The organism is Hyphobacterium sp. (assembly GCF_965229905.1).
In the GTDB taxonomy this organism is placed as follows: Bacteria; Pseudomonadota; Alphaproteobacteria; order Caulobacterales; family Maricaulaceae; genus Hyphobacterium.
The window spans coordinates 357,069-377,435 of sequence record NZ_OZ245930.1 but is presented as its reverse complement, the minus strand read 5'-3'; the positions used below and the strand labels follow the sequence as shown (position 1 = coordinate 377,435).

At 60.3% G+C, this 20,367-nt stretch carries 19 protein-coding genes; 15 read left to right on the top strand and 4 right to left on the bottom strand.

What is annotated here, in order from left to right; genetic code table 11:
• Nucleotides 1-30: 30 nt before the first annotated feature.
• The gene (locus ACO08C_RS01930) at nt 31-591 is read right to left on the bottom strand and encodes a DUF5655 domain-containing protein (protein WP_421787056.1); all 561 of its coding nucleotides are present in this window, start codon (nt 589-591) and stop codon (nt 31-33) included.
• A 137-nt stretch (nt 592-728) separates the two neighbouring features.
• Between ACO08C_RS01930 and ACO08C_RS01925 the strand changes: the two genes are divergently transcribed.
• The 4 genes from ACO08C_RS01925 to ACO08C_RS01910 are packed head-to-tail and all read left to right on the top strand — an operon-like array spanning nt 729 to nt 5,770.
• On the top strand, nt 729-2,174 hold the full coding sequence (locus ACO08C_RS01925; RefSeq protein ID WP_421787054.1) for an MBOAT family O-acyltransferase: 1,446 nt from the start codon (nt 729-731) through the stop codon (nt 2,172-2,174).
• Nucleotides 2,134-3,471, top strand: coding sequence for a hypothetical protein (locus tag ACO08C_RS01920; RefSeq protein WP_421787053.1), 1,338 nt, complete (start codon nt 2,134-2,136; stop codon nt 3,469-3,471). Before ACO08C_RS01925 ends, ACO08C_RS01920 begins: the two co-directional genes overlap by 41 nt.
• Entirely contained in the window at nt 3,468-4,796 is a 1,329-nt protein-coding gene (locus ACO08C_RS01915; protein ID WP_421787051.1) for a TAXI family TRAP transporter solute-binding subunit, read from the top strand. The genes ACO08C_RS01920 and ACO08C_RS01915 overlap by 4 nt, the downstream gene beginning before the upstream one ends.
• Entirely contained in the window at nt 4,796-5,770 is a 975-nt protein-coding gene (locus tag ACO08C_RS01910) for an NADPH:quinone oxidoreductase family protein (protein ID WP_421787049.1), read from the top strand. The genes ACO08C_RS01915 and ACO08C_RS01910 overlap by 1 nt, the downstream gene beginning before the upstream one ends.
• 342 nt (nt 5,771-6,112) lie before the next feature.
• On the opposite strand, the gene ACO08C_RS01905 is transcribed toward ACO08C_RS01910, so the two are convergent.
• Nucleotides 6,113-8,359: an ATP-binding protein gene (locus tag ACO08C_RS01905; RefSeq protein WP_421787047.1), complete on the bottom strand. Its 2,247-nt coding sequence runs from the start codon at nt 8,357-8,359 to the stop codon at nt 6,113-6,115.
• Nucleotides 8,360-8,440: 81 nt separating this feature from the next.
• Here ACO08C_RS01905 and ACO08C_RS01900 point away from each other — a divergent pair, with 81 nt between their 5' ends.
• From ACO08C_RS01900 to ACO08C_RS01865, 8 genes are all read left to right on the top strand, one after another.
• Nucleotides 8,441-8,902 (top strand): toll/interleukin-1 receptor domain-containing protein, encoded by a 462-nt coding sequence (locus ACO08C_RS01900; RefSeq protein WP_421787046.1) that lies wholly within the window; start codon nt 8,441-8,443, stop codon nt 8,900-8,902.
• Nucleotides 8,903-9,020: 118 nt separating this feature from the next.
• The gene (locus ACO08C_RS01895; protein WP_421787044.1) at nt 9,021-10,112 is read left to right on the top strand and encodes an isoaspartyl peptidase/L-asparaginase family protein; all 1,092 of its coding nucleotides are present in this window, start codon (nt 9,021-9,023) and stop codon (nt 10,110-10,112) included.
• Nucleotides 10,096-10,506: a hypothetical protein gene (locus ACO08C_RS01890; protein WP_421787042.1), complete on the top strand. Its 411-nt coding sequence runs from the start codon at nt 10,096-10,098 to the stop codon at nt 10,504-10,506. Before ACO08C_RS01895 ends, ACO08C_RS01890 begins: the two co-directional genes overlap by 17 nt.
• Before the next feature lie 62 nt (nt 10,507-10,568).
• Nucleotides 10,569-11,717, top strand: coding sequence for a homogentisate 1,2-dioxygenase (locus tag ACO08C_RS01885; protein ID WP_421787040.1), 1,149 nt, complete (start codon nt 10,569-10,571; stop codon nt 11,715-11,717).
• A gap of 76 nt (nt 11,718-11,793) precedes the next feature.
• On the top strand, nt 11,794-12,450 hold the full coding sequence (locus tag ACO08C_RS01880; protein ID WP_421787039.1) for a carbonic anhydrase: 657 nt from the start codon (nt 11,794-11,796) through the stop codon (nt 12,448-12,450).
• A 42-nt stretch (nt 12,451-12,492) separates the two neighbouring features.
• Nucleotides 12,493-13,470 carry a sodium-dependent bicarbonate transport family permease gene (locus tag ACO08C_RS01875; protein WP_421787038.1) on the top strand — a complete coding sequence of 326 codons (978 nt, stop codon included), beginning with the start codon at nt 12,493-12,495 and terminating at the stop codon, nt 13,468-13,470.
• 4 nt (nt 13,471-13,474) lie between these two features.
• Nucleotides 13,475-13,786, top strand: coding sequence for a P-II family nitrogen regulator (locus ACO08C_RS01870; RefSeq protein ID WP_421787036.1), 312 nt, complete (start codon nt 13,475-13,477; stop codon nt 13,784-13,786).
• A gap of 74 nt (nt 13,787-13,860) precedes the next feature.
• Nucleotides 13,861-14,883, top strand: coding sequence for a fumarylacetoacetate hydrolase family protein (locus ACO08C_RS01865; protein ID WP_421787034.1), 1,023 nt, complete (start codon nt 13,861-13,863; stop codon nt 14,881-14,883).
• Here the strand turns inward: ACO08C_RS01865 and hspQ are convergent.
• Entirely contained in the window at nt 14,870-15,208 is a 339-nt protein-coding gene (gene hspQ, locus ACO08C_RS01860; RefSeq protein ID WP_421787032.1) for a heat shock protein HspQ, read from the bottom strand. The two genes, ACO08C_RS01865 and hspQ, sit on opposite strands and share 14 nt — an antisense overlap.
• A 154-nt stretch (nt 15,209-15,362) precedes the next feature.
• On the opposite strand from hspQ, the gene ACO08C_RS01855 reads away from it, so the two are divergent.
• Entirely contained in the window at nt 15,363-16,478 is a 1,116-nt protein-coding gene (locus ACO08C_RS01855; RefSeq protein WP_421787030.1) for a Ppx/GppA phosphatase family protein, read from the top strand.
• Nucleotides 16,475-17,218 carry an RlmE family RNA methyltransferase gene (locus tag ACO08C_RS01850; protein ID WP_421787029.1) on the top strand — a complete coding sequence of 248 codons (744 nt, stop codon included), beginning with the start codon at nt 16,475-16,477 and terminating at the stop codon, nt 17,216-17,218. The genes ACO08C_RS01855 and ACO08C_RS01850 overlap by 4 nt, the downstream gene beginning before the upstream one ends.
• Nucleotides 17,219-17,931: 713 nt before the next feature.
• On the opposite strand, the gene ACO08C_RS01845 is transcribed toward ACO08C_RS01850, so the two are convergent.
• Entirely contained in the window at nt 17,932-18,795 is an 864-nt protein-coding gene (locus ACO08C_RS01845) for a hypothetical protein (RefSeq protein WP_421787028.1), read from the bottom strand.
• 1,209 nt (nt 18,796-20,004) lie between these two features.
• Between ACO08C_RS01845 and ACO08C_RS01840 the strand changes: the two genes are divergently transcribed.
• On the top strand, nt 20,005-20,331 hold the full coding sequence (locus ACO08C_RS01840; protein WP_421787026.1) for a hypothetical protein: 327 nt from the start codon (nt 20,005-20,007) through the stop codon (nt 20,329-20,331).
• Nucleotides 20,332-20,367 lie beyond the last annotated feature (36 nt).

Genomic DNA, 20,367 nt, shown 5'->3' with positions numbered 1-20,367 from the left:
TCCAGGAATTCAGGACGTTGCCGCCAGTGCTCACGCGGCGGCGTCATAGGCGCGGCGGACAATCGCGACCATGTCATCGTCGATCTCTTCCGCATCATGAATTGAAACAACGTACTGACACATCCCGCCCGGCTTCATCGGTGCCATCAGGGGATGGGACACCTCGTCCTTGAGGTTGATCCCCAGCTCGAAACGATCCTTTGTTTTCGGCCCCAGCATCGCAAACTGCTTTTTGCGGCGCAGCGAGACATAGCCCTTCTTCGGCGTGATCTCGAAATTCCCGAACCCGCTGATTTGCGCCATCAACGCCGCGTGGATCGGCCGCTGATGGGCCTTTGCGCCCGTATAGATCTCGTCCAGCGGATCACTCGCCGGCGCTGCGTCACCCTCGGCGCGCTGGCGGGCGATATGCACCAGCGTATTGGCGTCGCCATGGCCGAGGCCGAGCGTTTCCTTCGCCCAACTGACCATCTCACCGTGCTTTGTGAATCCTTGACCAAGCACCTGACGCGTTAGCGCATCGAGTGATGTGCCGGTCTTGGCTTCGATATTCGCGAGCTGCGTTTCCAATGCTTTGTCGATTGTGCTCATGCGTGCCTCCCCGTCAGCGGGAATGCTGTCCCGGCGCGCGTGTGAATGCAATCGGCAATCCATTGCACAAGCCTGTCCCGCTCAATTGACCCGTCCGGTGAAACACCGTCTATTTGGCCGCGCGCGCGGGGCGGGGCATGCTGTTCAACTCATTTGAATTTCTGTTCGTCTTCCTGCCGGCCACGTTGGGCGTCTACTACGTGCTGCGCCGCTGGGTGGCGCACAATGCCGCGCTGGTGGCGCTGACCATTGCATCCTTCATTTTCTATGCGTGGTGGGACATCCGCTACCTGCCGTTGTTATTGGGCTCGATCGGCGTCAATCACGTCCTCGGCCTGATCATCGAGCGGCGCGGCGCCCAGCCCTGGCTGGCCATCGGCATCACACTGAATCTCGCCAGTATCGGCCTGTTCAAATATGCCGATTTCTTCCTGCAGAACATCAATTGGGTAGCCGGCACCGACATCCCGCTGCCGGGCTTTGCTCTGCCGCTGGCGATCTCCTTCTTCACATTCCAGCAGATCAGCTTCCTCGTCGATGTCGCCCGCCGTGAGACCAAGCCCGCCGGCTGGCTCGGCCACGGCCTTTTCGTGTCCTTCTTCCCGCAACTGATCGCCGGGCCGATCGTTCGCCACAACCAGATCGCGCCGCAATATGCAGACGAAAATCGCAAGGATGATTGGGCAGAAAATATCGGCGTTGGCCTGTCGATCTTCGCCATCGGTATTTCAAAGAAAGTGCTGCTGGCCGACAATTTCGAACCTTATGCCGCCAGCGCCTTCAATGCCGCCGCGCGCGGCGACGAGGTCGGCCTGCTCGAAGCCTGGACCGGTGCGCTTTGCTATACCTTCCAGATATTCTTCGACTTTTCCGGTTACTCTGACATGGCGATCGGGCTCGCGCGGATGTTCGGCTACCGCCTGCCGATCAATTTCAATGCGCCGTACCGGGCGCGCTCCATCGTCGATTTCTGGCGCCGCTGGCATATCACCCTGTCGCAGTTCTTGCGCGACTATCTCTACATTCCGCTCGGCGGCAACCGGAAGGGACCGGGCCGCCGGGCGGTCAATCTCGCCATCGTCATGCTCCTGGGCGGGCTATGGCACGGCGCCGCCTGGACCTTCGTCTTCTGGGGGGCGCTGCACGGGCTGGCGCTCGCCTGGTGTAATTGGTTGAACAAGTGGCGGCCGAACGGGCTCTTCCCGTCTGCGCCCTGGGTATCGGTCGCCTGTACCTTCCTCTTCGTGGTCGTCGCCTGGGTCTTCTTCCGGGCGACATCTTTCGGCGCGGCGATCGAAATGCTCGAAGGCATGGCCGGTCTGAACGGTATCGGGCCGGGCGTCAGCGACGAGCCGTTCATCGCCATCGCCATTGGGCTGGCCATCGTGTGGGGCCTGCCGGATACGGCTTCCGTTTTCGTCAAATGGTTCGACGAGGTGACACTGAAAACCGCCGGTATTGTGCCGCAGAAAGGGCTGCGCTTCACACTGCGTCCGTGGATTTCCGGCACGCTGGCCTTCCTGCTCTTCCTGTCGATCGTGAATGCCTGGAACACAGCGGAGTTCATCTATTACAACTTCTGACCGGAAACCGCCGCTGACCCTGAAGGGCTATGCCATCCGCCTCGTTGCAACGCTTGCAGCGTGGCTGATCCTGTTTGGCGGATTCACCTTCATCGTCGATCCCTATCACGTGTCGGAATGGAGCGAGATTCCGGGTGTCAATGAGCGCCGGACCCGCGCCCATGCCGACGGTTACCGCGTCGCGGTCGGTCATGGCTTGTTGGAGACACAGGCCTCAACGATCCTCTTTGGCTCCTCGCGCTCGCATGACGGCTTCCCCGACGAGATTGCCGACTGGCCTGGCGGTTTTGAAAACATGGCCATGGGCGGCACGAACGCGTTTGAAATCGCCAATGCCGTAGCGCTCGCCGCCGAGAATGACACCATCGATTGTGCCGTTATCGGTCTCGATCTGCGCGAGTTTGGGGATTATCCGCGCGCCGACGCGACCTATTGGATCACACCGCTGGCCGGCGGCTCACGGCTGCAAGCGCATATACAGACCTCGCTGTCGCTCGACGCTTTTGCCCGCGCCCTGCAAACCGTCATCGACAACGCGACCGGCGGGTCCGACGTGCGCTGGGAGACCGCCTATGCGCCGGAAAACTCCCGCGAGCGCTTCGATACCGAGCTGGAAAAGCGATACCGGTCCTATCTCGGTTATGCCTACGACCCGCAACGCGCGGAGTACGTATTCCGCGGCATCGATGCGCTGCTCGCGCGGGGCATCCAGGTTCGCGTATTCATCCACCCGATTCATGCCCGCATCGAGGAGGCGCGCTGGCGTGCCGGGATCGAGGATCTCGACCTGCAGATGCGGCGCGACTTCGTCCGGCTCGCCGCCGGGCGCGATCCGGCGCTGTCGCGCGCGCCCTGTTTTCCGGGCGATGCGCTCGAAGTCTGGGATTTTTCCGGCTTTCCGGACGTCGCCCAGACCGGTCCGCCTTCGCCTTCCGGCGATGTCCTCAATCCCTGGTATTTCGAACCCTCGCATTACCGCCCGCGCCTCGGCTTTGCCATGCTCGCGCGGATGCGCGGCGAAGCCCTCGATCCGCCGGTTTCGGCCGACCGCTTCGGCGCCCGCCTGACGCCGGAGAATGTCGAGGCGCATTGGCGGGCCGTGGCCGGTCGCCGGACGGAATGGCTCGCCAGCAGCGATGATGCACAATGGGTGGCGGCTGAATACGACCGCATGGAAGCCGACCCGCCGCCGATCGAAGAGCGGCCGCGCTTCTTCCTCAATCGCGACGATTTCAATTCGCTTGAGCGGCGGGTCTCGCGTATAGAACGCCGCGAAGCCAATGAGCGGGGCGAATGAAGCAGCTGGCCAAACGCTGGAGGGACATGGCGCCCGGTGAACGCGGGTTCTGGCTCGCCGGCGTTTCGGTGTCGCTGGTCGTCACAATCCTTTTGGTCTGGCTGGCGCTGACCCTGGATCCCGCACCGCCGCGGCAGATTTCCATCCTGACCGGACCGGCGGGCGGCGCATACCAGTCCGCCGGCGAGCGCCTGGAACAATTCCTGGAAGCCAAGGGCGTCGAGGTTGAACTGATCCCGACGGCCGGCTCGGGTGAGAACTTCGCACGCCTGGTCGCGGCTGACGCCGATGCGGCCCTGATCCAGGGCGGCGTCGGCGATCCGCTGACAGCGGCCAATCGGATCCGCTCGCTCGGGGCCTTGTTCTACGAGCCGCTCTGGATATTCACGACCGCCGGCGAGCCGATTTCAGATTTGCGCGACCTTGATGGGCAGCGCATCGCGGCCGGCAGAGAAGACTCCGGTATTCGCGCGCTTTTGGACGTGCTGTTGCAAGAGAACGGCGTGCAATCCGTGACCTGGAGTGAAGCGGCCGGCACCGCCGCGGCCGCTTCGCTGCGGCTTGGCGAGGTTGACGCGGCAGCCTTCATCACCTCGCCCGACCGTACCTATATACGCGATCTTCTGCAGGACGACGCCATATCCGTTCTCAGCCTTCCGCGCAGCCCGGCCTATTCGCGGCTCTTTCCGTTTCTTTCCGAGGTGACGCTTTATCAAGGCGTGATCGACCTGCAGCACGATATTCCGCCGGAAGATGTCCAGCTAATCGCCCCGGCGGCGGTGGCCGTCGTCCGCTCGGATCTGCATCCGGCCGTTCAATCCCTGCTCTTGCAGGCGATGCACGAGCATTTCTCCAGCGGATCGGCCCTGGCAGAACCGGCCGCCTTTCCGGACCGCCATCTGGTCGATTATCCGTTGTCGCAACACGCCGCGCGCTATTATGACCGCGGCGGGCCGGCGTTTTTGCAGCGCTATTTGCCCTTCTGGGCGGCCAATCTGGTCGATCGTGTCTGGATCCTGTTGATCCCGGTCCTGACCTTGATGTTCCCCTTCATGCGTATTGCTCCGCGGCTGTACTCCTGGCAGCTGAAGCGGCGGATCAAGCGATTTTACCGCGACCTGCGCGATGTCGAACGCGATGTCGTGTCCAAAGAAAACCCGGGCTCGCCGGATGCCTGCCGCAACCGCCTTGAGACAATCCGCGCAGATGTTCGCGAGCTGAAAGTGCCATGGACTTATTTCGACGAAGTCTATGTGCTTAAAACACATATCGATTTCGTCGAGCATCTGATCGACAGCCAAGAGGCCAAAGGGGAGGACCGGTGATGCGTGCCGTGATCTGCAAGGAATTCGCGCCGTACCAGAATTTGACGGTGGAGGAGGTCGAGGACCCGGTCGCCGGCCCGGGTCAGGTCGTCATCGACGTCAAGGCCGCTGGCGTGAATTTCCCGGACATCCTTCTGGTCGAAGGCAAATACCAGATGAAACCGCCTCTGCCCTTCACACCCGGCGGGGAGGTGTCGGGCACGATCGCCTCGGTCGGCGACGGGGTTCAGGGCTTCAAGGCAGGCGACCGCGTTGTGGCCGCAACCCTGCTCAACGGTTTTGCCGAGAAAGTCGTCACGGCGGCCAATCAGGTAGCGCCCATTCCTGACAGCATGCCGTTTGACGAGGCCGCCGCGCTGATCACGACTTACGCCACCACCATTCACGCGCTGAAGCAGCGCGCCGGACTGAAATCGGGTGAAACCCTGGTCGTTCTGGGCGCCGGTGGCGGTGTCGGCACCGCGGCTTGCCAGCTCGGCAAGGCTTATGGCGCACGCGTTATCGGCTGCGCCCGGGGCGAGGACAAGCTGGCCGCGGCGAAAGAGGCCGGGGCGGACGAGCTGGTCGATTATGACGGCGAGGATCTGAAAGCGCGGCTCAAGGAATTGACCGAAGGCAAGGGCGCCGACGTCGTCTATGACGCGGTCGGCGGAAATTATTCCGAACCGGCCATGCGCGCCCTCGGCTGGGGCGGGCGCTTCCTGGTGATCGGTTTTGCTGCGGGCGACATCCCGAAAATGCCGCTCAATCTCGCCCTTTTGAACAGCCGCGATATCCGCGGCGTCTTCTGGGGCGCCTGGGCCGGCCAATTCCCGCAGGAGAACGGCCAGAACATGGCCGAGCTGTTCGAGCTTTATGTCGCCGGCAAGATCAAGCCGATGGTCTCGGCCAGCTATCCGCTGGACGATGTCACCAAGGCCTTCGACGATCTCATGCAGCGCCGCGTGAAGGGCAAGGTCGTTCTGACCGCCTAGAGCCGGATCGTCTTGCCGTTGGGAAAGCGTGGATAGGACTCCAGTTTTCCGGCTTTCGACTCCTACTACTACGACGACTACGACTACGACGACGGTTGGCGCGGTTGCGGACGGGCTCGCCGGCCGGATGGACCTGTCTGGGTTGGGAAATGTGAGCATGAACGGCACTCCGGCTCGACCCCCGGTCTGTCTCCGGTGTTTGCCAGTGACTCCGACGGTCTTGCTGGTCGAAGCGGATGGCAACAGACGGGCAGGCACGCGGATCGGCTGTACAGTGTAAGCGGATAGGTGATGGCGGGGATTAGCGGGCGGAAAGCGGCGGGGCGGTCGCGCGACGCGTGATCAAGGGGTACGTATTTTTGGTCCGTCTGGTTCAGGCTTGTTGTTATCTCCATCTGCCCGTTCGCCGCCGAGCAATTCTTCGACGGTCTGGAATTCCGGGAGTTCGCCAGGAGCGTGCTCTGCTCTAAAAGCGGCCTCAAATTTGTCCCGGTCATTGAGGCGAATCAGAACCGGATCATCACACGATGATGCTTTGCCAAAGAAGACCGCGTGCCGTTCCTTTAAGCTGGGAAGCACCCCAGCATACTCTTTGCCGATATAGTTACCGAGGAACTCGCGGCCCGTGTCGTCAAAGGTCCGCATCGCAAAAATTGAGTTGCATTGATTGAGTATTGACTTCGTCACGTTGGCTGTGCGCTGCGTAATTAGCAGACAACCTAGTCCGTATTTTCGACCTTGCAGGATCGCTCGCGCGCTCCGAGCAGTCGCATGCTTATCGCCATCGCTGGCAACTGAATTCCACTCTGGCACAAGGCTATGCGCTTCTTCGTAAACCAGACAAGCGCGACCGCTCTTAGTCATGCCGAGTTCTTGGCACGCCCTTAGTGCGCAATCCGATATTATCGCGGTTATCTCAGAAGGTGACAGATCAGCAAATCCCGCGCTGTCTTTACCCCACCCACTGGTTTGTTTGCTGACAACAAAAGAGCTTGGATTGATAATACGAAGGGGAAAACCGCAATCGGCCGATAGAAATTCGCGAATTTGAGCAAGCACTGCGTTTTCAAAGGCGTGAAGGCTTCCGCCTTCCTCCTTGCTTTTGCCCGGAGGACGGCCTTCCCCGGCTTTAGCCAGTACATCATCGAGAGCCTGCTCGCGATCCGCGTTCACGAATTCCTTCAGCTCTTCCGCGTACTGATTGGTCAAATCGAGGCAGATAACTTTTATCCCATCTGCAATCATGCGCTCGACAAGCTCGATGGCGAGAAAACTCTTGCCTATTCCTAGAATGCCAAGAATAGCGGTGTTGTGGGTTACCGCTTCGCTTGGGTTGATCGATACGAAGTAATCGGTGCCAGGAAAATGGCCAATCGCACTAGCGCGGGGTTCAAACTCACCAGTCTCCTTCAAGAAAACCGGGGCATTCATCTCTGGCAACCAAGATACCGGCTCAAATTGCTCTTTTTCTTTATCCCAACGACCGATCTTGCGGGCTTTTGCCTTGGCGTAGCCATACTTGTTTTTTTGTTGAACAAGCTCCTCTTGAGTCACGCCGTCAATAATCTGATATAGGACCGGCGGCGCTTCGCCGATCTTTACGTCGATTAGCTTTCCTTCTTCCAACCCGGCTTCATTTACGACTTCAAATTCCAAACGAGTTAGGTCCGATCCGCTGTCAACAATGCCACGCAACGCGCCGATCCGTGCAACGACGCTTTTGACGTCCTCTCGCTCGTCCTCATTCGGGTTAAACAGGCGCGCCGCACCTTCGACTTCGCCCGCGCGCTTTGCCGCTTTCTTGAGTGACGGCGGTAATTTCAATGCCAGTGTCCGTAAGAGGCGGCCTTCATCGCGTCCTACATAATTAATCGCCACTCCTAGTTGAGGTGGGCCTTGAGGGTCGCCTATCAGCAGCATGGTTCCAGTTGCCAGATGCTTGTCATCATGCTGCCGGATCAACACCAAGCCGGGATTCTGGTATGCCGCGATTTCGCCAACGACCTCTTTCGAAACACGTAGTGCGTTTTGAACCATCCATTCGAAAAATCCGATCACTCCTTCAATCGGTCGCAATGCAACAATGACGGTCCACGCTCCTAAAATTGCGAACACTTCCAGCGGATCGGTCCGGTGAAACTGCCAAACCGCTGACAGAAGTACGAACGTGAAAATGATATCGGGCGCACCAATCGCGCGAACCGTTTTGTCGAAGCCAAGAACCCAAGGCCTGTCCTCGAGCCCGTTTGAGCGTCGGACAAGAATCACAAACAGCGACAAAGCGCAAATAGCCCAACTGGTGGTCAGGGCAATGACCGCCACGCGGCTACTTTCGCCATCAGGAATGGCCGCGATGGCTGTGATCATGGTAAGGCCAGCCACAAAGCCATTGGTTGCCGCGTCCGCAGGTGGCGTGAAATGGGGATTGAGCAGCCGACTACCGAACAGCAAGCTAGCTATACCGTTCGCCAGCCAGATTTCGTTGGCATCGAGATGAAACCCGGGATCGATTACCGTGAAATGCAATAATGCTAGCGCGATCAAATAGGCGATTAGTGCGATGACTCGCCCTTGCTGGGGATTATCCATCATTTCCCTCATTATTGTAGTGCGCCAGGCTCAATCATAGGTATTATGACTTCTAGAACAACAATTTAATAGGTTGCAGCGTTGCCCGACATATTCATTAGCTACAGCAGCAAAGACGCGGTCCCGGCACGCGCGCTGTATGACCAGCTCTCACGTCAGAGCCTCACCGTATTCCTCGCCGAGATTAGCTTGGAGAAGGGTCAGCGCTGGACATCCCAGATTTTCGACACGCTTCGCCACTCAAATTGGTTCTTTCTTCTCGCGACGCCAAACTCACTGAAATCGGACGCAGTGCTTCAGGAAGTCGGCGGCGCGATCGCGACCCAGAAGCGGCTCGTACCGATTATGCTGGGTGTAGAGCCAGACGACATGCCAACATGGTTAAGGGAGTTCCAAGGCATCAAGCTGGACGACCTCGATCCGCATAGCGTCAAGCAACAGCTGGATGCATTGGCAAGCGAAGTGAAAATCGAAAAACAAAAAACGTTGTTGGTCGGTATTGGGCTTGTTGCAGCGCTCGTTTTTCTATCCGGTTCAAAATAGTCAAATTGCGCGCGCTCAGACAGGCTCCATGGCGCCCCCTGATCGCCCTCCCACAGCACCCCCCTTGCATTCCCGGCACAATCAGGCGGAATGGCTGCAACCAAACGGGGAGGCGAGTATGCGGATTTTCACAGCGGCGATTTTGGCAGGGCTCACCGCATCGGCAGGCTTTGCGCAAGACAGCGAAAACGCGGCACAGGACGAGAACCGCTGGGCCATTGTCATCCATGGCGGCGCCGGCGTGATCGAGCGCGACTCGATGGATGCCGAAACCGAAGCCGCCTATCGCGCCGCGCTTGATGCAGCTCTGGACCGCGGCGGCGACATTCTCGCCGGTGGCGGTGCGGCAATCGACGCGGTGGAGCAGGTCATCCGCGCCATGGAAGACGATCCGCTCTTTAATGCCGGCCGGGGCGCGGTGTTCACCGCGGAAGGCCGCAACGAGCTCGATGCCTCGATCATGACCGGCGACACGCTGGAAGCCGGCGCGGTGGCCGGCGTCACCGGCATCCGCCATCCGATCACGGCGGCGCGTGCGGTCATGGAAAACTCCCGCCATGTCATGCTGACCGGGGAGGGCGCCGAAGCCTTTGCCCGGGAGCAGGACCTCGAATTCGTCGCGCCGGCCTTCTATTTCACCGAACGCCGCTGGCGGTCCATGGAACGCGCGGTCGGCGAGATGGGCCTGCCGCTGCCGGACCGGCCCGAGGGCGCCCCCGAACCGGAAGACATCGAGGAAGGTCATCTCGACCTCCTGGAACGCGAGCACCGCTTCGGCACGGTCGGTGTCGTGGCGCTGGACCGGTCCGGCACCATTGTCGCGGGCACCTCCACGGGGGGCACGACGGCGAAGCGCTGGGGCCGGGTCGGCGACAGCCCGGTCATCGGCGCGGGCACGTATGCAAATGCGTTGTGCGGCGTCTCGGCGACCGGGACGGGCGAGTATTTCATCCGTCTCAACATTGCCGCGCGGATCTGCCTGGAGGTTGAAATGGCCGATCGCGGCGCCGAGGACCGTCCCTATGCGGTGCAGGACGCCGCCGATCTCGTGATCCAGGGCGCCCTGACCGATCTGGGCGGCGATGGCGGCGTCATCGTGCTGTCGCGTGGCGGCGAAACGGCGTGGAGCTTCAACACGCCAGGCATGTACCGGGCGTCCTGGGGATCCGGCCAGGACCGGATCGTCGCGATCTATGGCGACGAGGAATAGCGTCCGCGCGATCCGGCTGGGCGCCGTTTACGCAACAGCCGTTTTTCTCGCCGGCTTCGTACTGGGCACAGTGCGATTGCTTGTCATCGCCCCGCGAACGGGCGACCTCGCCGCCGTGCTGCTGGAACTCCCGATCATCCTCGGCATCTCGTGGCTTGTGTTCGGCGGGCTAGCCCGGAGGCAAGCGCCTCTGCCGGTGGCCGGCCGCGGGCTGGCCGGTCTTGCCGCCTTCCTGACGCTGATCGTCCTGGAATTGATCCTCGCGGCCTTCATCGTCCCGGGCGGGCCGGCCGCAATGATGGCCGGCTGGTTCACACTGACGGGCGGAATCGGCCTGGCGGGCCAGATCGCCTTCGCCCTCATTCCCGTGTGGCACCCCGCCGCGCGAAATTGAACGCTGGCATTTAGTTTCATTTGTAACTAAATTGCCCGCGAACCGCCGGCAGGAGTTGCATGATGGCCAATCGCAAATGGATTTACGCTTCCCGGGTTGAAGGCAATGCCTCGCGCCAGGCGCATGCCGACATGCCGGAAGGCACCTATGAGCGCGAGATGTCGAAAGAGGGCTTCTTCGGCCCGGCAGCGTTCCTGCATCACCAGAACCCGCCGACCGGATGGGTCAAGTTCGAGGGGCCGCTGCAACCGCGCGCCTTCGATCTCAACGCGTTGAATGCGGCCGAGAATTCGCCTTGGGAGTCGCGCTCGGTCCTGCACAACAAGTCGACCGATATCCGCTTCTGGAAGCTGGCCGAGCCCATGCAGGCCCTGGCGCGCAACGGCGATGGCGATCAACTCCTGTTCATCCATGAAGGCCGCGCCGACCTGTTCTGCGATTTCGGCCATATCGAGGTTGTGAAGGGCGATTACGTTTATCTGCCGCGCGGGACGATGTGGCGCTTGTCGCCGAGCGAACCGCTGGCCGTGCTGATGATTGAGGCGACGAACACGCACTACACCCTGCCGGACAAGGGGCTGGTCGGACCGCATGCGGTCTTCGATCCGGCGATCCTTGATGCGCCGAAGATCAATGACGCGTTCAAGGCGCAGCAGGCTGACGAGAACCATGAGTGGACGGTTCTGGTGAAGAAGCGCGGCGAGGTGAGCCGCATCACTTATCCGTTCAACCCGTTGGACGCGGTCGGCTGGCATGGCGAGCTGGCGCCGGTACGCCTCAATGTGAAGGACATCCGGCCACTGATGAGCCATCGCTATCACCTGCCGCCAAGCGCCCACACCACCTTCCTGTCCGACCGTTTCGTGGTTTGCACCTTTGCGCCGCGTCCGTTCGAAACCGATCCGGGTGCACTCAAAGTGCCGTTTTTCCACAACAATGACGATTACGACGAAGTGCTGTTCTACCACGCCGGTGACTTTTTCAGCCGCGACAATATCGATGCCGGCATGATGACCTTCCACCCGTCGGGGTTCACCCACGGCCCGCATCCGAAAGCGCTGAAGAATATGCTCACACAGAGCAAGGCGGCGACGGACGAGTATGCGGTGATGATCGACACGCGGGACCCGCTGGATGTGGGCCATGATGCCACCAGCGTTGAAAATCGCGATTACGTGAATTCATGGCGGGTGCCGGAGCCGGCTGAATAGCACCTGTCCGCCCGAGTTGAAGCCTGGCGCGTTTCGGTGAATCGTGCCGGCAGGCTTAACAGGATCAAGGCGCAACATGCCCAAACGCTCCATGCCTTCCGATCTGTCGGACGGATTCGGACGGTTCCGGACCGATCTCTATCCGCGCCAGCATGATCTGTACGAACAGCTGGCGGATCGCGGGCAGAAACCGCATACGCTGGTGATCGCTTGCTCCGACAGCCGTGTCGATCCTGCGCAGATTTTTGATGCGCGCCCGGGCGAACTCTTCGTGGTCCGCAATGTCGCGAACCTCGTGCCGCCTTGTGAATTCGATGGAACCCATCACGGCGTGTCCGCAGCGCTCGAATTCGCGGTCAAGAAGCTCGAAGTTCCGAATATCCTCGTGCTGGGCCACCGCCAGTGTGGCGGTGTGAATGCCTGCGTGGCCGGCGAACACGACCCGGAGGCACTCTTTATCGAGCACTGGATCGAGCCGATCGGCCAGGCCGTCGAAGATGCCAAAGCCGAGTTGAAGGGCGAGACGGATATCGAGAAGCTCTCGGAACGGACCGAGTTGTGCTCCATCAAACGCTCGATTGAACGGCTCATGACCTATCCCTTTGTAGCGGAGCGGGTCGCGGCGGGGCAGGTGCGGATTCATGGGGCCCGTTTCGGGATCGCCGATGGCGAACTCGAATGGCTAACCATCGATGGCGACTTTCAGCGGGTTGAGCGCGCCAAACTCCCCTAGACTTGCCGCTGCGTGACGGGTTTGCTAGCAGCCGCGCATCTTATGGCGGAGGTGACCTTGGGTCTGTTCGATCTCGCTCTTAGCAATCTGATTTCACCGCCCATCCTGTTTTTTGCGCTGGGGCTTGTTGCCTCGCTCATCCGGTCGGACCTCGCAATCCCGGAAGCGGTTGCCAAGTCGCTGTCGATCTATCTGATCATGGCCATCGGGTTCAAAGGGGGCGTTGAAATGGCTGGCGCGAGCCTTTCCGATGCCGCCATGGCCATTGGCGCCGGTGTCCTGATTTCGTTCGCGCTGCCTTTTGTGAGTTATGGCCTGTTGCGCGCGACCAGCCGCACCGGCCGTATCGATGCGGCCGCGATCGCGGCGCACTATGGCTCAATCTCGATCGTCACCTTCATTGCCGCCTCCGACGCTGGGCAGGCGATGAGCCTCGCCGCAGCCGGATTCATGGTCGCCGTGGCGGCTGCCATGGAAGCGCCCGCCATCTTCTCGGGCCTGATGCTCGCCGGAAAGCAACCGGGACAATCCAATCGCGACCTCATCCGCGAAGTCGCGGTCAACGGGTCGATCATTCTCCTGGTCGGGGCGTTCTTTATCGGCTGGGCGACCGGGGAGGGGGGGCAAGCAGTTGTTGCGCCTTTCTTCAACGATATTTTCCGCGGGGTTTTATGCCTGTTCCTGCTCGATATGGGACTGGTGGCGGGCCGCGGATTAATGCGTCACACCGGCGAGTTGCGTCTGCCGGTCATCCTGCACGGCCTTTACATGCCGCTGATCGGCGCCGTTGTCGGTTTGGCAGCCGCGTGGATGCTGGGTCTCGATCCCGGTACCGGGGCGCTTCTGATGACGCTTTCGGCAAGCGCATCCTACATCGCCGTGCCGGCCGCCATGCGCCTGGCGCTTCCCAAAGCCAAGCCCGCCATCTCCCTGACCCTTTCGCTGGGCATAACGTTTCCGTTCAATCTGATCTTCGGAATCCCGCTCTATTTCGCGGCGGCCCGGACTGTTCTAGGCTGATCCCATGCAAACCACGCTCAAGAAACGGCTGGAAATCGTCATCGAAGCCCCGATGCTCGAACGGCTGATGCGCAAGCTCGATACGCTCGAACTGCCCGGATACACAGTCATGCCGGCCGTCTCCGGACGGGGCCGCAATGGCAGCTGGTCCCGCAAGGGCGAGATCAGCGACAGCCAGCGCATGTTCGTGTTGTTCGCCATCCTTGATGAAAGCCTTCTGTCCGACGTTCTTGATGCCGTTTACAAGCTGGTTTCCGCGCAGATCGGTATCGTCACGGTGTCGGACGTTCACGTCATTCGCGCCGATCATTTCTAGCCGCCGGCAGGGCTTGCGCCGGTCGCACGCTGCGCTAGACAGGCCGCCAATCAACAGTTCCGGAGATTTTGCCGATGAAACTCGCCTCGCTTCGCAATGGCCAGCCGGACGGCCGCCTGGTTGTCGTATCCCGCGATCTGAAGCGCTATGCCGACGCCACGGATATCGCCCCGACGGTGCAAGCCGCGCTCGACGATTGGGCGCGCGCGGAACCGGCGCTGAAAGCCCTCTCCGACAAGGTGAATGACGGCTCGGCGGACACCCGGGCATTCGACACGTCTGAAGCGCTGTCGCCGCTGCCGCGCAGCTTCCAGTGGGCCGACGGGTCGGCTTACGTCAATCACGTCGAGCTCGTGCGCAAGGCACGCGGTGCGGAAATGCCGGAGAGCTTCTGGACCGATCCGCTGATGTATCAGGGCGGCTCCGATGCCTTCCTGGCGCCGACCGAGGACATTCCGCTCGGCGATGACAGCTGGGGCTGCGATTTCGAGGGTGAGGTCGCGGTCGTCACCGGCAACGGTCCGATGGGATTGAGCGCAGACGAAGCGGCCAAGCAGATCCGCCTGGTCATGATCGTCAACGACGTGTCCCTGCGTGGCCTCATCCCGGCCGAACTCGCCAAAGGCTTCGGCTTCTTCCAGTCCAAGCCGCCGACCGCCTTTGCGCCGGTCGCGGTGACACCTGACGAGCTCGGCGAGGCCTGGGACGGGCGCAAGCTGCATCTGCCGCTGGTCAGCCATCTGAATGGCGAGAAATTCGGCGAGCCGGAGTGCGGCGTCGACATGACGTTCGATTTTGCCCAACTCGTCGCCCACCTGGCCAAGACACGGCCGCTGACCGCTGGCACAATTGTCGGCTCCGGCACGATTTCCAACAAGCTGGACGACGGTCCGGGAAAGCCGGTCTCCGAAGGCGGCAAGGGATATTCCTGCATTGCCGAGATCCGCATGATCGAGACGATTTACGACGGCCAGCCGAATACGCCTTTCATGACACCGGGCGATACGATCCGCATCGAGATGTTCGACAAGGCGGGCGACAGCATTTTTGGCGCCATCGACCAGAAAGTGGTGCGGTATTCGCCTAGTTCGGCTTGAGATCGGACGCTCTCAGCCGGTAGCGCTCTCCGTCGAAGGGCTCAAAGATTTCGCGGGTCTGCGGGTGGCGCACCGGCCCCGCCTCGGCGTCCGGCACCAGATTCTGTTCTGACACATAGGCGGTGTAGAAGCTGTCCTCGTTTTCGGCGAGCACATGGTAGAAGGGTTGCGCCTTGTGCGGACGGATCGCGGCCGGGATCGCCTGCCACCATTCCTCGGTATTGGCGAACTCCGGATCGACGTCGAAAATCACACCGCGGAACGGAAACAGACGGTGGCGGACAACGTCCCCAATCGCAAATCTGGCATCCCGTTCGATCGTCATCGACTTCGCTTTCTTATCAACTGTATCGCGGCGGGCCGGTTTCGCTTGAAGCGCCGCAACTTCTCCCTATGCTGCCCGATGAAGGCAAAGTTCGGGCCGAAACGCGGCGTGCCCTTTTGGAGCAGCGCGCGAGACGGCGAGAGGTAGGGATAAAATGGCGCAGGACAAGCCTGCTGCCGCGCAATCGCGAGTCACACGCACCCATCGTTCCGGGCGCGGCAAGAAAGGGCCGGGTCCGGCGTTCGCCGCGATTGATCTGGGCACCAATAATTGCCGCATGCTGGTCGCCCGCCGGGCCGGGCGCAGCTTCCGGATCATCGACGCATTCTCCCGCATTGTCAGACTGGGGGGCGGTTTGACCGAGACCGGCCGGCTGAACGGCGAAGCCATGGACCGCGTCGTCGAGGCGCTGGAGGTCTGCGCGGAAAAAATGCAACGCCGCGGTGTCGCCAAATACCGCGCCGTGGCTACCCAGGCCTGCCGCCTTGCTGAAAATGGCGACGAGCTGATGGACCGCATCAAGGCGCGCACCGATCTCGATTTCGACATCATTTCGCCGGAGGAGGAGGCCCGTCTCGCCGTGCTCGGCTGCCTCGATCTCATGGATGAGGCATACGATGTCGCTCTGGTCGTCGATATCGGCGGCGGTTCGACCGAACTCTCCTGGGTCGATCTCGCGCAATGGCGCGAGCGCGGCGGGTTCGAAAGCGGCGGCCGTCCGCCGGTCCGGACCTGGGCCAGCGCGCCCGTCGGCGTCGTCACCCTGTCCGAGCGCATTCCCGAAGCGGAACACCCCGATGACTGGTACGAGGCGATGAAGGCGTATGCGATGACCGCGCTGAAAACGCCGCGCGGCGCGCGCAAGCTGAAAACCCTGTTCACCTCGGGCCGCGCCCACATGATCGGCACGTCGGGCACCATCACCTCGGTCGCGGGCGTGCACATGCAATTGCCGCGGTATGAACGCTCCATCGTCGATGGCAGCTGGATGACCGCGGCCGATGCCCGCGCGGCCTGTCTCGATCTGGCCTCGAAGGACCTTGACGGCCGGGCCGCCAACCCGGTGATCGGCCGCGACCGGGCCGATTTGGTGCTCGCCGGCTGCGCCATCCTCGAAGCCGTCATGGACAAATGGCCGGTCGAGAAGATCCGCGTCGGCGATCGTGGCCTGCGGGAAGGCTTGCTGCTCAATCTGATGCGCCGGCCAAAACGCCGCCGCCGCGGCGGCCGCCGCAATCCGTCTGCCGAAGCGCAGAGGGCAGCTGAATGAGTGATGATGACAAGCCGGGCGAGGAAAAAGGTGAGGAGCGCCGCCGCCGCCGGCGCCGCTCCGGACCGGTCACCAAGGGGGGCGATGCGCGCGCGGCCAAATCCCTGCACGAAAAGGTAAAATCGGCGCGCGGCCGCAAGCTGTCCTCGACCCGCTGGCTGCAGCGCCAGCTGAACGATCCCTATGTTCAGCGCGCCAAGCAGGACGGCTATCGCTCGCGCGCCGCCTACAAGCTGATCGAGCTCGATGAGCGCTTTCACCTCCTGAAAAAAGGCGACCGCGTCGTCGATCTCGGCGCCGCGCCGGGCGGCTGGGTCCAGGTCGCGCTGAAAAAGGGCGCCGCGGACGTGGTCGGCGTCGATCTCCTCGAAATCGACCCCATTCCGGGTGCGAAACTGATGCAGCTCGACTTTTCCGAGGACGACGCGCCCGACAAGGTGAAGGCCGCGCTCGGCGGGCCGGCCGATGCGGTCATTTCCGATCTCGCGCCCTGGACGACGGGGCACAAATCCACCGACCATCTGCGCATCATCGCCCTGGTCGAACTCGCCGCGGAGTTTGCGCTGGAAACGCTGAAACCCGGTGGCGTCTTCGTCGCCAAGGTGTTTCAGGGCGGCACCGAGGACGAGCTCCTGACCAAGCTCAAACCGCGCTTTGAAACCATCCGCCACGCGAAACCGCCGGCCAGCCGCTCGGAAAGCGCCGAGACCTATCTCATCGCCAAGGGGTTCGGAGGGTAGGGACTCGGCCAGTAACCTGTCCTCGGGCCGACCGAAAGTCACCAAGACTGGTCATTCTGGCAATTCAATGGGTGCGCTTCCAGCGCGGGTGATGCCATTGTCCCACCTCATCCTAAGGTGCTCGCGGCTTGTCTCCGCGAAAGCGGGGGAGCGAGCCTTGAAAGGTTGGAAACCAACAGCCCTGCGTGGTTCGAGGCCGCCTCCGGCGGCACCTCACCATGAGGTTAGGAGTGCATTCTCCCTCTTCGCCATATTTGGCGAGGGGAAACCACGCAGTCCTCGCCTTACATTCCATGCCGGCCAGTCTGTCGCGCCGGATTTTCAGCTCAAGGGTGAAACCGCGAAGCGGCGCGTGCGCGCCCTTGACCTAAAATCCCGGCGCCGAAAAAAATCCCGGCAGGGCTTGAAAGGCGCTATGTGTTCGCAGAGTCCCGTCGCCTGTCTTTCACACGTCATCCCCGCGAAAGCGGGGATCCAGAGCCGCGGCGAAGCCGTGAGTTCCGGCACACATTCCTCGCAGCGACGAAACTTTGAGCGGATCAAAGCATATATAGAGATAAAAAATATATAGAGCGGAGTGTATTATCGACAAGATAAAATCGAAATTCCATCTAGTATATAAAAAAATTTAGGACTATCAATAAAGCAACAAAAATACCGCACACTTTAACGAAAAAATTAATTAATCATATCGAAATGGAAAATGATATTTATTACCTTAGTGCTCCGGTAATCGTCTTATTAACGAAGCGGGCATGAAGCTCAGCGACCATTACGCACAATTGTACCGTTGGATCGCGATATCGCGTCTGCCGGTCGACGGTTCTCCAAAACCAAAATAACACAAGAATTAAGCTTACGATTTCAAATATTAAGAAGATGGACTCAACCGCATCGACCGCGCCGAGCCACACTGAATATCCCAGCGTTCCAATTATAACTGCTGGAACAATGCTAATCACCAAGCCGAAAAAGAAACCAGTGCTGCGACGCCACTTTATGAACTGACGGAAAGAGAGCAGGCAAGCCCGAATTCCTTTGAATTTTTCTGTTGGTTGTTGCTGAAGAAGATGGGCCAGTGATGATTGCCATACGCGGTCCGCTTCTTTGAAATTTAGCCCGATTTTCTGACCAATGAGTAATCCCACACCACCTATAAAGATTATAGTGATCAGGGGTATAGCTATACGAATCATTCGGGTATTTCCGCCTCCCGTTTCCACAGGATCAATTCGATCTAAGAGGCTTGCAATAATTTGAGTTAGTTCGGAATAAAATGGGGTCAGCGCGATAAGAAAAACGAATGCGATAGTATATAAATAAAAAGACCACTTATATATATTGTCATTTCTAGATGAGGCGGTCTTAATATATTCGAGTGGTGTGCATTTTCTGGATCCAGCATCATCTGCGGCATAGTATTCTAATTCTGGTCCGCCCTCGCTATGAACAACTGGAGGGGATCGATGGAGTATATCGAAATACTCTTTCTGGTCTAATCGGTCCTTCAGACCGACGCTTAAATCTGACCACTCACTAGGTAAATGTATATGGTTCCCGCCTTGATGTTGTTCCATCTCAAACTGCCCGGACGATCATCTTCTAATATTGATTGTATATCGTCACCAGCAAAATTGCCAATAATTTGAGGCGGTGATGACTGTGCACTATTCAGTTTCATGTATGCAATTCTGATCAGCCTTGCATCGCAGCGATAATAAATGGGTTGAACTGATCGGCTTTTTTTTGTGTGGAGCATTCCTCCACCTCATCCTGAGGCGCTCGCGAAGCGAGCCTCGAAGGATCGGAGGCCACCCGCCCTGCGTGGTTCGAGGCTTTCCTTTTGGAAAGCACCTCACCATGAGGTGGGTATTGGCAGCTTTTTCTCATCATCCCAGGGCGCGTTACGCGCGAACCCGGGACCCATGCCGTGACTCAAGCGATCCGGGATGACCAAGGCGTTGTTTTCCTCCCCCGCCTGCGGGGGAGGTGCCGAGCGAATGCGAGGCGGAGGGGGCGAGCGCAGCGCCTGCCCCCCTCGGTCCTTCGGACCACTCCCCCCGTAAACGGGGGGAGAAAACGTTTGAAGGACCAGCGCCCCAAAAGCGCGACTGCGCGTCCGCAGCGTGTCCGGCTTGCCCGGACTAAGCGAGGAGCGACGGCCCGAATGGGCCGGAGCATCAAAAATCGTCCTTTCATTCCCTGACGGGATTGTTTTCGGCGCCGGGTTTTCAGGTCAAGGGCGCGCAAGCGCCGCTTGGCGGTTTCACCCTTGAGCTGAAAACCCGGTGCGAAAGACTGGCCGGCATGGATTGTAAGGCGGCTTCCAGTTGCGCCCCCGATGTTCAACGCACTTCGAGAAAACTCAAACTTCGTCTCCCTCCGGCTTGACCGGAGGGCCTCTTTATTCGGGGCTCGATTATCGAGATCCTCCGGTTAAACCGGAGGAAGGCGGGGGCTTATGGTTTTCGGTTCTGTGATCTTTCCCGCATCATGAGGCGGACGAATAAAACCCTGATGCTCTAAAAAACCGTCATCCCAACGAAAGTTGGGACCCAGAGCCACGGTGACGCCCGTAAGTCCTGGCGCGCAATCTGCGCAGCGACGAAGCTGCCGGCTGGTTGGCTCAGGGCATGCCGATGGGAATGGCGCAACTGGGTCCCGGCTTTCGCCGGGATGACGTAAATCAGTTGGGATTGATTGTTCCCCGTGCACAGGGGAAAGGGCGCCACGCCCTCGACGCCGCATCCGCCGCATGCCAGCCTCGCATCGAGGAGACCGCACCCATGACCCGCGACGAGACCATCGCCATTTTCGACCGTGTCGTGGCGCGCTGCGAGGGCATTGAGCGCAAGGGCAAGACGATGCCCTACACCTCGGACAATGGGCACATGTTCTCCCAGGTGAACAAGGACGGCGAACTCGGCATCCGCCTGCCGCCGGCCGATGGCCAAACGTTCATGGCGGAACACGGCGCCGGGCCGTTCCTCTCCTATGGCGCGACAATGCGCGACTATGTCGGCATCCCCGAAGCGCTGATGGGCGATGAGGACCGTCTCGTGGACCTTCTCCAGCAAGGCCACGCCTATGTGATGAGCCTGCCGTCAAAGTAATGTGTATTTACATCATGTAGCTACATGATAATGTCA